The organism is Streptomyces sp. NPDC057623 (genome assembly GCF_042800355.1).
Classification (GTDB): Bacteria; Actinomycetota; Actinomycetes; order Streptomycetales; family Streptomycetaceae; genus Streptomyces.
In genome coordinates, this window is the sequence record NZ_JBHVGZ010000012.1 from 41,611 (window position 1) to 57,543 (window position 15,933).

At 71.3% G+C, this 15,933-nt stretch carries 12 protein-coding genes; 8 read left to right on the top strand and 4 right to left on the bottom strand.

The annotated features are described in order from the left end of the window. Positions 1 to 44 precede the first annotated feature (44 nt). Positions 45 to 1,505, top strand: a complete 1,461-nt coding sequence (locus ACFU95_RS15170; RefSeq protein ID WP_383827166.1) for a GH1 family beta-glucosidase — start codon at positions 45 to 47, stop codon at positions 1,503 to 1,505. 5 nt (positions 1,506 to 1,510) lie between these two features. Here ACFU95_RS15170 and ACFU95_RS15175 read toward each other — a convergent pair whose 3' ends face one another. Then, the gene (locus tag ACFU95_RS15175) at positions 1,511 to 2,413 is read right to left on the bottom strand and encodes an amidohydrolase family protein (protein ID WP_383827169.1); all 903 of its coding nucleotides are present in this window, start codon (positions 2,411 to 2,413) and stop codon (positions 1,511 to 1,513) included. Between the two features lie 440 nt (positions 2,414 to 2,853). On the opposite strand from ACFU95_RS15175, the gene ACFU95_RS15180 reads away from it, so the two are divergent. The 6 genes from ACFU95_RS15180 to ACFU95_RS15205 all read left to right on the top strand — a co-directional run bounded on the left by ACFU95_RS15180 (position 2,854) and on the right by ACFU95_RS15205 (position 11,641). Next, complete coding sequence (locus ACFU95_RS15180; protein ID WP_383827171.1) at positions 2,854 to 3,990, top strand: LacI family DNA-binding transcriptional regulator; 1,137 nt, start codon at positions 2,854 to 2,856, stop codon at positions 3,988 to 3,990. A 342-nt stretch (positions 3,991 to 4,332) separates the two neighbouring features. Further along, on the top strand, positions 4,333 to 5,721 hold the full coding sequence (locus ACFU95_RS15185) for an ABC transporter substrate-binding protein (RefSeq protein WP_383827174.1): 1,389 nt from the start codon (positions 4,333 to 4,335) through the stop codon (positions 5,719 to 5,721). Position 5,722: 1 nt separating this feature from the next. Continuing rightward, entirely contained in the window at positions 5,723 to 6,646 is a 924-nt protein-coding gene (locus ACFU95_RS15190; RefSeq protein WP_383827177.1) for a carbohydrate ABC transporter permease, read from the top strand. Beyond that, positions 6,643 to 7,563, top strand: a complete 921-nt coding sequence (locus tag ACFU95_RS15195) for a carbohydrate ABC transporter permease (protein ID WP_383827180.1) — start codon at positions 6,643 to 6,645, stop codon at positions 7,561 to 7,563. The genes ACFU95_RS15190 and ACFU95_RS15195 overlap by 4 nt, the downstream gene beginning before the upstream one ends. Positions 7,564 to 7,591: 28 nt before the next feature. Beyond that, positions 7,592 to 9,760, top strand: coding sequence for a beta-galactosidase (locus tag ACFU95_RS15200; RefSeq protein WP_383827183.1), 2,169 nt, complete (start codon positions 7,592 to 7,594; stop codon positions 9,758 to 9,760). A gap of 75 nt (positions 9,761 to 9,835) precedes the next feature. After that, entirely contained in the window at positions 9,836 to 11,641 is a 1,806-nt protein-coding gene (locus ACFU95_RS15205; RefSeq protein WP_383827185.1) for an RICIN domain-containing protein, read from the top strand. Between the two features lie 124 nt (positions 11,642 to 11,765). Here the strand turns inward: ACFU95_RS15205 and ACFU95_RS15210 are convergent, their stop codons facing one another. The 3 genes from ACFU95_RS15210 to ACFU95_RS15220 form a co-directional block, all read right to left on the bottom strand. Beyond that, complete coding sequence (locus ACFU95_RS15210; protein WP_383827188.1) at positions 11,766 to 12,884, bottom strand: sensor histidine kinase; 1,119 nt, start codon at positions 12,882 to 12,884, stop codon at positions 11,766 to 11,768. Then, complete coding sequence (locus tag ACFU95_RS15215) at positions 12,881 to 13,552, bottom strand: response regulator (protein WP_383827190.1); 672 nt, start codon at positions 13,550 to 13,552, stop codon at positions 12,881 to 12,883. The genes ACFU95_RS15210 and ACFU95_RS15215 overlap by 4 nt, the downstream gene beginning before the upstream one ends. A gap of 249 nt (positions 13,553 to 13,801) precedes the next feature. After that, positions 13,802 to 14,614 (bottom strand): DMT family transporter, encoded by an 813-nt coding sequence (locus tag ACFU95_RS15220; protein WP_383827495.1) that lies wholly within the window; start codon positions 14,612 to 14,614, stop codon positions 13,802 to 13,804. Between the two features lie 203 nt (positions 14,615 to 14,817). Here ACFU95_RS15220 and ACFU95_RS15225 point away from each other — a divergent pair, with 203 nt between their 5' ends. Further along, positions 14,818 to 15,672, top strand: coding sequence for a LysR family transcriptional regulator (locus ACFU95_RS15225; protein ID WP_383827192.1), 855 nt, complete (start codon positions 14,818 to 14,820; stop codon positions 15,670 to 15,672). The last annotated feature ends 261 nt before the right edge of the window (positions 15,673 to 15,933 follow it).

Consider the following 15,933-nt stretch of genomic DNA (forward strand, 5'->3'; position numbering starts at 1 on the left):
AGTCCGTAACGCGTCGCCTCATCCCTCAGCAGAGAGAAACGTGCATGTCGACACCCCGCCAGGAACCCACCGAGCCCCTGTCCTTCCCCGCTCACTTCCTCCTCGGCTCCGCGACCGCCGCCTACCAGATCGAGGGCGCCGCCACCGACGACGGACGCGGTCCCTCGATCTGGGACACCTACTCCCACACGCCGGGCAGGACGTGGAACGGTGACACCGGCGACGTCGCCACCGACCACTACCACCGCCTCGAAGCAGACCTCGATCTCATGGCGTCCCTGGGCCTTCAGGCGTACCGGTTCTCCATCGCCTGGCCGCGCATCCAGCCCACGGGCCGCGGCCCGGCCAACCCCAAGGGCCTGGACTTCTACAGCCGCCTCGTCGACGGCCTGCTGGACCGGGGCATCGCCCCCGTCGCGACCCTCTACCACTGGGACCTGCCCCAGGCCCTCGAAGACACCGGCGGCTGGACGAACCGCGCGACCGCCCACGCCTTCGCCGACTACGCCCGTATCGTCGGCGAAGCGCTCGGCGACCGCGTCGCGATCTGGACGACCCTGAACGAACCGTGGTGCTCGGCCTACCTGGGCTACGGATCCGGAGCCCACGCCCCCGGCCGCACCGACGGCGCCGCGGCACTGACCGCGGTCCACCACCTCAACCTCGCCCACGGCCTCGCGGTGCGGCAACTGAGGGAGGTCACCACCAATGACCCGCAGTACTCCGTCACCCTCAACTTCCACGTCCTGCGGGGCCAGGGTGAGGGCGGCGAGGAAGCCGTGCGCCGCATCGACGCGCTCGCCAACCGCTCCTTCACCGAGCCCCTGCTGCGCGGCCACTACCCCGAGGGCCTCATCGAGGACACCGCCGCGGTCACCGACTGGGCGTTCGTCCAGGACGGCGACCTGACCCGGATCCACCAGCCCCTGGACCTGCTCGGCGTCAACTACTACGCCACCACCGCCGTCCGCCTGTGGGACGGCACGACGGCACGTCAGAACAACGACGGGCACAAGGACATGGGCGGCTCACCCTGGCCCGGCTCGCCCCAGGTCGAGTTCGTCGCACAGGACGGCCCGCACACCGCCATGGGCTGGAACATCGACCCCGACGGCCTCGAAGAGCTCCTCCTGGACCTGCACACCCGGTTCCCGGACCAGCCCCTGGCCATCACCGAGAACGGAGCGGCCTTCGACGACCACCTCTCCATCCGCCCCGACGGCACTCACGCCGTCCACGACCCCGAGCGTGTCGACTACCTCCACCGCCACCTCACCGCCGCCCACCGGGCACTGGCCGCCGGCGTCGATCTGCGCGGGTACTTCGTGTGGTCCCTGATGGACAACTTCGAGTGGGGTTATGGGTACTCCAAGCGCTTCGGCATCGTCCACGTCGACTACGAGACCCAGCGCCGCACCCTCAAGGACAGCGCCCTGTGGTACCGGCAGCTGACCGCGACGGGCACCATTCCGTCGTCCCGGCTCGACGGTGGCACAGGCGCCTGACCGTGTCACAGGCCGAACAGGTCAGCCGCGTTGTCGTGGCAGACGGCCCGTAGCCACCGCTCACCCAGATCCAGCCGTTCCAGGGCGTGGAGCTGGTGCAGGTAGGGGTAGGGGATGTTGGGGAAGTCGGAGCCGAGCAGGATGCGGTCTCCGAGTGCGGCGAGCCTGGGCAGAGCCCGGCGCGGGAACGGCATGAACCCCTCGGTGAAGTCGGTGAACGCCATCGTCGTGTCCAGCCGCACCTGGTCGTACCGCTCGGCGAGGTCGAGGAACTCCTCGTACTCGGGCATTCCCATGTGCGCGACGATCAGCCGCAGTCGCGGGTGCCGGGCCAGCAGACGCGCGACGGGCTCGGGGCCGGTGTGCTTGCCGGGCGCGGGCCCCGAGCCGCAGTGCATCACCACGGGGACGCGGGCCTCGGCCAGCAGGCCCCACGCCCGCTGGAGGCGTTCGTCGGCCGGATCGTAGGCTCCCACCTGCACATGGGCCTTGAACACGCGCGCGCCCGCTTCGACGGCCTCGCGGACGTACGTCTCGACGTCCGGCTCCGGAAACAGGGTGGCGGTGTGCAGGCAGTCGGGGGTGCGGCCGGCGAAGTCGGCCGCCCAGCCGTTCAGCCACCCGGCCATGCCCGGCTTGTGGGGGTAGAGCATCGCGGTGAAGGCCCGGACACCGAACTCCCGCAGCACAGCGGTCCGCTCCGCCTCCTCCTTCCGGTACGTGATCGGCCACTCCAGCCCGCCGATCAGCGGCCCGTTGGTGTCGAAGTAGTCCCAGACCTTGTGCAGGACTCGCTCGGGCATGAAGTGGGTGTGCACGTCGATCAGCCCGGGAAGACCGAGGCGGCCCCAGAAGCGGCGGACCTCACTGGCCTCGGCACTGACGGGTGCCATGCGGTGATCTTTCATGTCGCCCACGATCCGCCCTGGTGACGGGGTGGGGCGACCCTTTCGGCACAGGGCGCGGTGAGGCATCCCTCACACGGGCCTGTCGCCTCGCCTACGCCTCGTGCGGTCCAGTCAGGCTGAGGAGCCGCAGGTCCTCCGTGAAGCGCTCGCGGTGGGACGGGGGCAGCGGCTCCAGGCACTACTGCTTGATGTTCGCCATGTGCGGCCGGGAGGCGCGCGGGGTCGCTCGGTGTCCGCGGTGGGGTGCCCGCCGGGGGTCTGTCCGGGACGCGTGCCTCGTCGCGAGGTCGCCGTGATGCTGCGCGAAGTCTTGACACGTCCTGTTCGACTGCGTAGATATGACACCGCAGTCATGACAGCGCAGTCATACAGGACGTCGGGTCCTGGAGACCGGCTCTGACTCGCTAGGATCTGAGCCGCCGGACATCGGGGAGACACCAATGACGCGAACGGGAGCACAGGGCGGGAGCCCTGCCGCGCCGCGTGCCGTGGACGTGGCCCGGCGGGCCGGCGTCTCGCAGAAGACGGTCTCCCGGGTCTTCAACGGTGAGCGCTATGTCTCCGACGACGTGCGCCGGCGCGTGTCCGAAGCCGCCGAGGAACTCGGCTACCGGATGAACAGCGCGGCCCGGGCACTGGCCTCCGGGCGCACCCGCTCCATCGGCGTGGTCACGCTGGGGACCGCGCTGTACGGGCCGGCCTCGCTGCTCATCGGCATCGAGCGGGCCGCCCGGGACGCGGGCTACGCGCTGCGCGTGTACAACACGCTGGAGGGCGACCCGGGAGGCGTCGCCGGGGCCGTGGAGTCGCTGCTCGAACAGGGCGTGGACGGCATCGTCGTGTCCGAACCGATCGACGAGGGGGACGAGGGAGCGGTCCCGCTCAGCGTCGACGTACCGGTCCTCGCTCTCGGCGCGCCCGCGACGTTCGGCGGCCCCCGGGCCGTGACCGCGGGCGTCGGCGCCGAGTCGCTGGCGCGGGCCGCCACCGAACACCTCCTGGACCTGGGCCATGTGACGGTCCATCACCTCGCCGGACCACAGCGGTGGTTCGCCGCCCGGGACCGCATCGAAGGCTGGCGGGCGGCGCTGTCGGCGCGCGGCAGGCGGCAGCCGCCCGTCCTGGAGGGCGACTGGTCGGCCGCCTCCGGGCATGCCGCGGGCCGCGAACTCGCCGCCGCCGACGACGTCACCGCCGTGTTCGCCGCCAACGACGACATGGCCATCGGACTGATCGGCGCCCTGACGGAAGCGGGCCTGCGCGTGCCGGGCGACGTCAGTGTCGTCGGCTTCGACGACATCCCCGTCTCCGCCTATGTCACCCCTGCGCTGACCACGGTGCGCCAGCCGTTCGACGCCGTGGCGCGGGACGGTCTCCGGCTTCTGGTGCAGGCGATCGAGAAACCGGACGCGGCGCCGGCGCCGGCGAGCGATCCGCCGGTCGAACTCGTCGTCCGTGCCTCGACCGCACCCCCGGCCGCCCGGAGGGCCCCGGCAGGCGGACGGCGCTCGGCCCCCCGCTCGAACGGTGCCGCTCACGCACCTCCGGCCGGGAACGGACCAGCCACCCGCGACTGAACAGCGCCCCTGCCGGCCCGGGCAGCCCCGGACCGAACGGCAGCAGCCCCCGGCTGAGCGGCACCCGCTCGCAGCCGGGGCGGTACGCCCGCCTACGCCCCACCCCGCGAAACCCTTCCACGACCGTGGACTTCAGCTGTACGGCACGTGACACGCGCGCCGGCCACAGCAAGCGCGACGCACACCCGAACATGGCGACCCCGATGCCCTGGTAGCGACGTCCGCGCCTCACCCCTCCTCCTCGCAGCTCTTCCTTTCCCCTCCTCACACCTCTCTCTTCCCACCCGTACGACGCGCCCTCGCCAGGCGTGCCGTTCCTCAGCCCATCGGCGGGAGTTCACCATGCCCCGATCCCTCGTTCCCACGTCCTCCATGAGCCGTCGGCGGTTCCTCGCCGCGACCGGAGCGCTGTCCCTCGGCGCCACGCTCGCCGCATGCGGCGGCGACAGCGACTCCGGCGGCTCCTCCGCCGCCACCGAGCCGGTCAGCCAGGCCGACATGGACAAGGCGATGAAGACGCCGACCCGACTGACGTTCTGGAGCTGGGCTCCGGACATCCAGCAGGAGGTCGCGCTCTTCGAGAAGAAGTACCCCGCGATCAAGGTCAAGGTCGTCAACGCCGGCCAGGGCGTCGAGCACTACACCAAGCTGCGCACCGCCCTCAAGGCCGGCACCGGCGCGCCGGACCTGGCGCAGATCGAGTACCAGGCGGTCCCCACCTTCACCATCACGGACAGCCTGCTGAACCTGAGCCCGTACGGTGCCGCCGCGCTGAAGGAGCAGTTCGTCGACTGGACCTGGGGACAGGTCAGCGGACCCGGCGGCGAGGTCTGGGCGATCCCGCAGGACACCGGCCCGATGGGCATGCTGTACCGCAAGGACATCTTCGACAAGCACGGCATCCAGGTGCCGAAGACCTGGGAGGAGTTCGCGGCCGCGGCCCGCAAGCTCCACAAGGCCGACCCGGACGTCTACCTCACCAACCTCGCGGCGAACGAACCCGCCGCCTGGCACGGTCTGCTGTGGCAGGCGGGCGCGAAGCCGTACGCCACCTCCGGCAGGAGCGAGCTCTCCATCGGCGTCGACGACGCGGTCTCGAAGAAGCTCGCCGGGTACTGGGGCGGGCTCGCGAAGGAAGGCGTCATCAGCACCGACCCGGACTTCACCGACGGGTGGTACGCCGGGTTCGACAAGGGCAAGTACGCCACCTGGCTCACCGCGGCCTGGGGTCCGGCGTTCCTGTCCGGCTCGGCCAAGTCCACCGCGGGCAAGTGGCGGGCGGCGCCGCTGCCGCAGTGGGACGCGACCAAGCCGGTCTCCGGCAACTGGGGCGGCTCCACGACCGCGGTCCTGCGCGCCACGAAGAACCCGATCGCGGCAGCCCGGTTCGCCCAGTTCCTCAACAGCGACCCGGCGAGCGCCAGGATGTTCGCCACCAAGCAGTTCTTCTTCCCGGCGACCAAGTCCCTGCTCGCGGACCCGAGCTTCACCGGCGACGCGCCCGCGTTCTACGGCGGCCAGCAGGTCAACCAGGTCTTCGCCGACATCAGCGACACGGTCCCGACCGCGTTCCAGTGGCCGCCCTTCCTGGACCAGGCGGCGAAGGACTGGACCGAGACCGTCGGCAAGTCCCTCGCCGACCAGGCCGACACCGTCGCCGCCCTCGGCGCCTGGCAGTCACGACTGACGACGTACGCCAAGAACCAGGGCTTCACGGTCAAGGGGAACTGAAATGGCAGCCACCACCACGGCAAACGTCGGAAAGCCGCGCCGAGCAGGCCCGCCACGCCGCCGGCTCGGCGGGCCCGGCCCCCTGTTCGTGGCCCCGTTCCTGATCCTCTTCCTGCTGCTGTTCCTCGCCCCGCTCGGCTACGCCGCCTACCTCAGCCTCTTCCAGCAACGCCTCATCGGCGGCACCGTGTTCGTCGGACTGGACAACTACGTCACCGCCCTCAAGGACCCGCTCCTCCTGCACGGTGTCGGCCGCGTGGCCCTGTTCTTCGCGATCCAGGTCCCGCTGATGCTGCTGCTGGCCCTGGTGTTCGCCCTCGCCCTCGACAGCGGCCTGCTGCGGCTGGCGCGCGTGATCCGGCTGGGCATCTTCGTGCCGTACGCCGTCCCGAGCGTGGTCGCCGCCCTCATGTGGGGCTATCTGTACGGCCCCGACTTCGGCCCGTTCGCCCAGCTGAGCCGGGAGCTGGACCTCCCGGCGCCGCACTTCCTCAGCGAGAGCTGGATGCTCGGCAGTCTGGCGAACATCGTGACCTGGGAGTTCGTCGGCTACAACATGATCATCCTGTACGCCGCGCTGCGCACCATCCCGCAGGACCTGTACGAGGCCGCCGCGATGGACGGCGCGGGTGCCTGGCGGATCGCCTGGTCGATCAAGCTGCCGGCGCTGCGGCCGGCGCTCCTGCTGACCCTGCTCTTCTCGGTGATCGGCAGCTTCCAGCTGTTCAACGAGCCGAACCTGCTGATGAAGATCGCCCCGGACGTCATCAGCAGCTCCTACACCGCCAACCTCTACTCCTACTCCCTCGCCTTCACCGGGAACCAGCTCAACTACGCGGCCACGGTCTCCTTCCTCCTCGGACTGGTCATCGTCATCGCCTCCTACGCCGTACTGCTCACCGCGAACCGCAGGAGGACCGCATGACGACCACCCTGCAGCCGCCGGCGACAGCAACGGCCCCCACCGCACCCACGCGGCACCGGCCCGCGACCCGCCGTCGCAGCACCCCGCTGACGATCGTCATGCTGGCGGCGCTGGCCTACTTCCTCCTCCCGCTGTTCTGGTTGCTGGTCGCCTCGACCAAAGGCACCCAGGACCTGATCAGCAGCTTCGGCCTGTGGTTCTCCGACGCCCCGCAGCTGTGGGCGAACATCAGGGCCACCTTCACCCAGGACGACGGCGTCTTCGTGGACTGGCTGCTCAACACCGCCGTGTACGCCGCCGTCAGCGCGGTCGGCGCCGCCCTGCTCGCGGCCGCCGCCGGATACGGGTTCGCCAAGTTCCGCTTCCGCGGCGACCGCGCCGCCTTCAACCTGGTCCTCGGCGCCATCATGGTCCCCGCCACCGCGCTGGCGATCCCGACCTATCTGCTGTTCGCCAAGGCCGGCCTGGTCAACACCCCCTGGGCGATCATCCTGCCCTCGCTCGTCAACCCCTTCGGCCTCTACCTCATGCGTATCTACGCGGCCGACGCCGTCCCGGACAGTCTCTTGGAGGCCGCCCGTATCGACGGCGCGGGGGAGGCCCGCATCTTCTTCCGGATCGCACTCAGGCTGCTCGCTCCCGGCCTGGTCACCGTCCTGCTGTTCACGCTCGTGGCGACCTGGAACAACTACTTCCTGCCGCTGATCATGCTCAACGACCCGCAGCTGTACCCGATCACGGTCGGCCTCTCCTCCTGGGCCGCGCAGGCGCAGAACGGGGGAGGCGGTGCCGGCAGCGACATGCTGCCGCTCGTCGTGACCGGCTCCCTGATCTCCGTCGTGCCGCTCGTCATCGCCTTCCTGCTGCTCCAGCGCTACTGGCAGAGCGGTCTCGCCGCCGGCGGCGTCAAGCAGTGACTCCCCCTACTTTCCCGGAGGTTCCTTCATGGCGGATCTGCCCGCCCGTGTCCTGTTCGGCGCCGCGTACTACCACGAGTACACGCCCGAGTACGACCCCGGACTGAGGCCCGACGAACGGCTCAAGACCGACCTCGACCTGATGGCCGAGGCGAACTTCACCGTGATCCGTGTGGGCGAGTCGGTCTGGTCGACCTGGGAGCCCACGAGCGGCCGCTTCGACCTCGACTGGCTCCAGCCCGTCCTCGACGGCGCCCACGAGCGCGGCATCTCCGTCATCCTCGGCACGCCGACGTACGCCGTACCGCCATGGCTGGCTCGCCAGTACCCGGAGATCACCGGCGAGTACGCCACCGGGCAGCGCATCGGCTGGGGCGCCCGCCAGGAGGTCGACTTCACCCACCCCGCCTTCCGCTTCCACGCCGAGCGGATCATCCGCAAGATCGTCGCCCGCTACGCCGACCACCCCGCGGTCATCGGCTGGCAGGTCGACAACGAACCGGGCCTGCACCTCTTCCACAACCAGGGCGTCTTCCAGCGCTTCGTCGACCATCTGCGCGCCAGGTACGGGGACATCGAGACCCTCAACCGCGAGTGGGGCCTGGTCTACTGGTCCCACCGGCTCTCCGACTGGGCCGACCTGTGGAGACCGGACGGCAACGCCCAGCCCCAGTACGACGTCGCCTGGCGGGAGTTCCAGGCCCGCCAGGTCACCGAGTTCATCGGCTGGCAGGCGGACATCGTCCGCGAACACGCCCGCCCCGGCCACTTCGTCACCACCTGTATCTCCTACACCCGCCAGGGCGTCGCGGACGACGAGCTGTCGGCCCGGCTCGACATCGCCTCCGGCAACCCGTACTACGACATGCAGGACGGCCTCCTGCTTCCCGACCCCACCCCCGACGGTCACGAGCAGATCTGGAAGACCACCGGTGTCTGGTCGATGTACCAGACCGCCGACTGGATGTTCTCCTCCCGGCAGCAGCCGTTCCTGGTCACCGAGACCAACGCGGGTTCCATCGGCTTCGCCTGGGACAACCGCCCCGCCTACGACGGCCAGTGGCGGCAGGCCGCCTGGGCGCATGTGGCGCGCGGCGCGCGGATGATCGAGTACTGGCAGTGGCAGACCCTGCGCTTCGGCGCCGAGACCTACTGGGGCGGCGTCCTGCCGCACAGCGGACAGCCCGGCCGCGCCTACGCCGAACTCGCCCGCCTGGGCGCCGAGTTCGAGACGGCCGGCCCGCTCGTCGCCGGGCTGGAGCCGGACGCCGACATCACGGTGGTGTACTCGACGCCCAGCAAGTGGCTGATGCAGAAGCACCCACCGCTCGCGGCCCCCGACGGCGAGCCCGACGCCGCCGCCTACCACCGCATCCTCGACCCCTTCTACCGTGGCGCGTTCGAGGCGGGCCGCCAGGTACGGATCGTGCACGCCCGTCAACTGCACGACCCGACCGGCGAGTCGGCGGGCCTGGCGCCCGAGGAGGCGGTACTTCGCCACCCGGTACTGGTCGTACCGGCGCTGTACATCGCCGCCGACTCGACCCTCGACTGGCTCGCCGCCTACGCCGAAGCGGGCGGCCACCTGGTCCTCGGTCCGCGCACCGGATACGCCGACCACGAGGCAAGGGCCCGCCTCGAACCGCAACCCGGACGCCTCGCCGAGGCCGCGGGCGTCACGTACGACGAGTTCAGCAACCTCGCGAGCGACCTCCCCGTCCACGCCGTGCCCGGTGGCCCGCTCCGACTGCCGCAGGATGCGACGGCGACCCGCTGGGCCGACGGCCTGACCGTCACCGACGCCGAGGTCCTCGCCTCCTACGACCACCCGCACTTCGGCCGCTGGCCCGCGATCACCAGCCGCCGCCACGGCGCGGGCCGCGTCACCCACGTCGGCACGATCCCCGGCCGCTCCCTCGCCCGCGCCCTGGCGCAGTGGCTCACGCCCTCCGCGATCAGCGGCTGGCGCGATCTGCCGGAGACCGTCACCGCGGCGACCGGGACGTCCTTGGACGGACGCCGGATCCATGTGATCCACAACTGGAGCTGGGACGCGGTCCGCGTGCCGGCCCCCGTGGAGCTGGCCGACCTGCTGGACGGCAGCCGCGTTCCGGCAGACGCGGCGGTGGAGCTCCAGGCATGGGACGTACGGGTGTTCAGCACCGCAGACGCAACCGCAGACGGACCGGCCGCCTAGGACGAAGGCCGCCGGCACGGCATCACCGAGGTCATCCCCGTGGTGATCCCCATGGTCATCCCCAAAGGAGGGGCAATGCACAGAAGAAGGCTGAGAAGGGCGCTGGGCACCGTAGTCGCGGCATCCGCGATGGTGGCGATACCCATGAGCAGCGCGCAGGCGTACAACCCGACGGGCGGGACCCTGTACCAGCTCGGGAACGAACCGTGCCTGAAAGGGCGGGGCAACTGCGCGGTCTACCCGAAGTCGGCACAGCTGCCGAGCGGGCGGCTGGTCGCGTCGTTCGAGAAGTCCACGGTCGTCCCGGAGACGGGAAGCGCGGACAAGCAGACCCTCCCGGTGTACAAGAGCGACGACCACGGCACGACGTGGCAGCCGCTGTCCGAGGTCAAGGCCCCGGCGTACCTCTCCGGCGACGCCCGGTACGCGAAGTACACGAGCAACTGGACCAACCCCTACCTCTACGTCCTGCCGCAGGACGTCGGGAACCTCAAGCAGGGCACCCTGCTCCTCGCGAGCGTCGTCTCGGGCGACGACCAGTACTACAAGGAGCACAAGGCCGCCGACCCCAACTGGACGCCGTCCAACGACGGGGACCGCAAGGACATGGCGATCGCCCTGTACTCCAGCACCGACGACGGTGCGACGTGGAAGGTCGTCAACGTCATCGCCACCGGCGGCTGGCAGGGCGGCAGCGCGGGCGCGACCGGCCAGAACATCGCCGCCGCGAACACGAACAAGCAGGTCGACCCCCTCTGGGAGCCGTACCTGATGGTCCACAAGGGGCAACTCGTCTGCTACTACTCCGACGAGAACGACTACACCGGCTTCAACGCGGCCACCGGCGTCCCGACCCTGGACCCCGCCAACGACACCGCCACGGACTCCCAGGGCCAGATCCTCGTCCACAAGACCTGGGACGGTCGCGGCTCGGCGTGGAGCGCCCCCGTCGTCGACATCGCCGGACTGACCCAGAACATGGGCGGCGGCAAGACGGAGATCGGCGGCGGACGGCCGGGCATGACGAACGTCGTCCGGACGACGGACGGCAAGTGGCTGCTGACCTTCGAGTACTGGGCCGGCGGAGCCAATACCAGGTACGTGCTGGCCGACGACCCGTTGAAGTTCCACCTGGGCTCCGCCACGGGCACGGGCGTCACCGCGCTGCCGCTCGACGCCGGTTCCCGCGCTCTCGCGACCGGCGGCAGCCCGGTCGTCATCCGGCTCCCCGGCGGTCGCCTGGTCTACAACGCGGCCGGCAGCGGCAACGTCTGGGTCAACGAGAGCGGACGCAGCGACGGCACCTGGAAGGAGTACCAGACGACCTCGCAGGCCGGATACAGCCGCAACCTCCAGTACGTCGAGGGCACGGGCCGCGTCTCCGTGCTCAACAACCAGGGCACCTCGACGCTCCGCTTCGCCGAGGTGGACCTGGGCCGGTCGGACGGCGCCTACTACCAAGTCGTCAACCGCAGGACCGACCAGGTGATCGGCACGGGAAACAAGACCAACGACGCGAACATCGGCAACTCGGACGTTCCCGATGTCCGCCTGGAGGCGCCCGGTTCGGCGGCGAACGGGGACACCCAGTACTGGCACGTGACGACCGAACCGAACGGTGGCGTCACCCTTCTCAACAAGTCGGGCGGCCGCGCGGCGGCCGTCTGGACCGGCAACGCGACGGTCGGCCAGCGGATCGGCCAGTGGGTCGACAACAGCGCCACGGGCAGCTGGAACCTCGTCAAGACCGCCGACGGGTTCTACAAGTTGCAGTCGGTCAGGAACACGAGCCTGTACCTGACCGGTGCGACCGCCGGCGCGCCGCTCACCCTTCAGAACGCGGTCGACGACGGTTCACAGGACTGGGAGCTCGTCCAATAGAGGAGGATCACGATGGCCGCGCCCGACTTGCTCGCGCGAGCGGGCGCGGGCGCGGGCGAGAAGGACGCCGCGGTCCTGGGGGGGCCTCTGCGCACGGTACGTCGCGTTCCGGTGGGGGTGTTCCTCAGTCCGAGCGGGCCGGAAGCCGGAGCCGTACCAGAAAGCCCCCGTCGTCGGTGGGCCCGGACTCCAGGCTGCCGTCGAGGAGTTCGGCACGTTCCCCGAGACCGATCAGCCCCTGGTGCGAGCCGGGCAGGGGGAGCGAAGGGCGGGTGGGCGGTGTGTTGGTCACGGTCACGCCGAGAGCGTCGCCGTCCTGCCACAGCCGGACCGTCGCGGAGGCGCCCGGAGCGTGTTTGCGGACGTTGGTGAGGGCTTCCTGGACGGTGCGGTAGAGCGCGCGCTGCGCGGGTGTGCCGATGTCCGGCGGGAGTTCACCGGTGAGGTCCGTCTCGACGCCGCTGGTCGCGACGAGCCGGTGGAGGTCGGCGAGCGTGGGCTGCGGGGTCAGCTCGGTGGCGTGGCCGCCCGACGCCCGCAGCAACGTGACCATGTGGCGCAGCTCGTCGAGCGTGTCGACGCTCAGCGAGCGGATGGTGCGGGCGCCCTCCCGAAAGGTCGGTTCCTTCGCCGCGACTTGGAGGGCGCCGGCCTGTACGGCGATCAGGCTCACCTGGTGGGAGACGACGTCGTGCATCTCGCGGGCGAGCTGGGCGCGCTCGCGGGCCAGTACCGCCTGGGAGTGCAGCAGCCGTTCGTGTTCGCGGGCCTCCTCGATCTCCTCGATCCGGCGTGCCAGATCCCGCCGCGCCTGGAGGAGTTGGCCCAGCAGGACCGGTGTCGCGGCGGTCGCCAGCGTGTAGAAGAAGTAGACCAGGGTCCAGTTCCGCTCGTGCGAGGAGAGTTCGTCGAGCGGCCAGGGGGCCGCGGAGGCGAGGGCGAAGAGCACCGCGCAGGTGATGAGGAGCCGTCGGTCGCGGGACCGTTCGGCCAGGGTGAACAGCGCGGCGAACGGGGCGAACACGATGTCCAGCATCAGGCTGGCCGGGAGCGTGAGCAGGAAAACGGCGAGCGGGAAGCGCCGGCGGACGGCGAGTGCGAGACAGGCGAGCACGGCCGCGGCCTGCTCGACGCGGCCTTCGCCCGACAGACTGAACCAGACGTCGGCTGCCGCGACGGCCACGACCACGGCGTCGACGACCGGAGCAGGGACGCGCTCCCACCACGGGCGGCGCCCGGTCACCGCTGCGCCCCCGGTCCTGGCGCCTCGTCGAGCAGTCCGGCCCGCTGGGCGAGCAGCGCCGCCCGCACCCGGCTGCCGACCCGCAGCTTGGTGAGGATGGCGCTGACATGGTCCTTGACCGTGCCCGAGCTGAGGTGGATGCGGGCGCCGATGTCGGCGTTGGACAGCCCCTCCGCGATCAGTACGAGCACCTCGCGCTCGCGTTCGGTCAGCCGCCCCACCCGGCCGGCCTCGGCGTCGTCCGCCGCGGCCGCGCCGGGGTGGCTCGACCAGATCGCGCGGGAGGCCTTCGGCGACAGGACCACCCCGCCCGCGGCCAACGTCCTCACCAGGTGGGCGAGTTGGTCGGGCTCGGTGTCCTTCAGCAGAAAGCCGGCCGCGCCGGTGCGCAGCGCGGTGAGGATGTAGTCGTCGGCGTCGAACGTCGTCAGCATCGCCACCACCGGCGGCTCCGGCAGCGTCCGCAGGCGCTGCAGCACGGTCAGCCCGTCGACGTCCGGCATCCGGATGTCGAGCAGCACGACGTCCGGCCGCTCCCGCCGAACCGTCTCGACGGCCTCGCCGCCCTGCGCGGTGGCGACGACCTCGATGTCGTCGGCCGCGCCGAGGATGAGCTGGAAACCGGACCGCACCAGGGCCTCGTCGTCCACCACCACTACCCGGATCACGTGCGTCCCGCCTCGTCGTCGTTGTGCGTACGTCGGCGGCCGCACACCTGGCTGCCGCCGACCGCCGGTGCTCGCTCTGGTGCTCCGACGTCACCCCCGACCGTAGAACGCCGTGCGCGCGGTGAGCGGGCCGGCCCGGGCATTCCCGCCACTCGGGGGGACCGGTCCAGCCGTCCGGGGGGTCGGGGGCACCGGACGGCGGCCAGAGCCGGGCGACAAGGTCCGCGTACTTCACGCAGTCCTCACGCCTCACGTCCGTGACGTGAGAATGCTGAGCGCGTTGGCGACCACGATGGCGCCGATGCTCGCCCACTCCAGGGCACCCAGGTCCTGGCCCAGACCGATCAGGCCGACCAGGGCCGCGAGGACCGGGTTGACGCTCATGAAGAGTCCGAACGCCCGGGCCGGGACGTGGCGCAGGGTGACCAGGTCCGCGAGGTAGGGCACCGCGGACGAGAGCACACCGGCGGCGACCGCGCAGGCGACGGCGCCCGCGGTCGGCGGATGCCGCAGCGCCACGACGACGCCGACCGGCAGGAACATCGCGGCGGACAGGCAGGACGCGGCCGCCGCACCCTGCGCTCCCGGGATGCGCCGGCCGACGGTGTGGTTGAGCAGGATGTACGACGCCCAGCACACGGCCGCCAGCAGGCCCAGGGCCATCCCGAGGTAGTCGGCCGAGGGCCGCGGACGCATCAGGGTGACGACACCGGCCGCGGCGATCACCGCGCAGCAGACGTCCACACGGCGACGCGAGGTCGCCAGGGCGATGGTGAGCGGGCCGAGGAACTCCAGGGTCACCGCCAGGCCCAGGCCGACACGGTCGATCGCGGAGTACAGCGAGAGGTTCATGGTGCCGAACACCAGCGCCAGCAGGATGACCGGCCACCACTGCCGCCAGGTGAACGACCGCGGACTCGGCCTGCCGACGGCCAGCAGGACCAAGGCGGCGACGTACTGGCGCACCGCGACGACACCCTCGGGGCCGAGGACGGGGAAGCCGAGGGAACCGATCGCGGCGCCGGTCTGGGTGGACAGACCGCTGCCGATCATCGTGCCCACCCCGGCGAGCCGCCCGCGCGCCCGGCCGGGACCGTCGAGCGGGGCCAGGGGAGTGGACTCGGAAGCGGAAGCGGAGGCGGAGGCGGATTCGGGGCCGGGTGCGAGGGCGGGCGCGTGTGCCGGGCGGGAGCGCATACGCCGATCGTGTGTCCCCTCGATCTTTGCGCAAAATGCGTTGAGCGCTCGATCTATACGCTTGAGTCATGGATGTGGAGCTGCGGCAGCTGCGCTGTCTCGTCGCGATCGTCGACGAGGGCACGTTCACCGACGCCGCCCTCGCCCTCGGCGTCTCCCAGGCGGCTGTCTCCCGCTCGCTGGCCTCGCTCGAACGTGCCCTCGGCGTACGCCTGCTGCGGCGGACCTCCCGCGAGGTGACCCCGACGGGGACCGGGCTGCGCGTGCTGACGCACGCCCGGCGGGTGCTCGGCGAGGTGGACGACCTGGTCAGGGAAGCCGGCTCCGGGCACGCCCGGCTGCGGATGGGCTACGCCTGGGCGGCGCTCGGCCGGCACACCCCGGCGTTCCAGCGTCGCTGGGCCACCGCCCACCCCGGGACCGACCTGCAACTCGTCCGCGTCAACACGGCCACCGCGGGCCTCGCGGAAGGCGCCTGCGACCTGTCCGTCGTACGCCGGCCCCTGGCCGACCGGCGGTTCGACTCCGCCATCGTCGGGCTGGAGCGGCGGCTGTGCGCCGTGGCCGCAGACGACCCGCTGGCCCGGCGCCGCTCGGTCCGGCTGGCCGACCTCAGCGGCCGCACCCTGCTCGTCGACCGCCGCACCGGCACCACCACGACCGACCTGTGGCCGCCCGACGCCCGCCCGGCCACCGAGGAGACGCACGACGTCGACGACTGGCTCACGGTGATCTCCTCCGGCCGCTGCGTCGGCGTGACCGCCGAGGCGACCGCCCACCAGTACCCGCGCCCCGGCGTCGTCTACCGGCCTCTCAGGGACGCCGAACCCATCGCCGTGCGGCTGGCCTGGTGGCGCGACGACCCGCCGCCCGCGGCGCAGCAGACGATCGAGCTGCTCACCGCGCTCTACCGGGGTGACTGAGCGCCCGAACGGAAGCGACGGCCGACCTGAGCGGGCCGGGAGACTCCCGGGTGGGAAGGCTTGAGGGCGGGAAGGGCCCTATCCACTTCTCGCGGATCCTGATTGCGCGGTGCGCGGCCGTCATCCGCTTCCCCGCGCCTTTCTGGGTCCTTCCCGTCACCTCCAGCACACCATGCGCGTGGCTGATACGCCAGGGCCCCTCGGCTTTCCGGGGCGGACGGCGGAGCGGCGACGGCATCCGGAGGTGACAAGGCGGGTCTG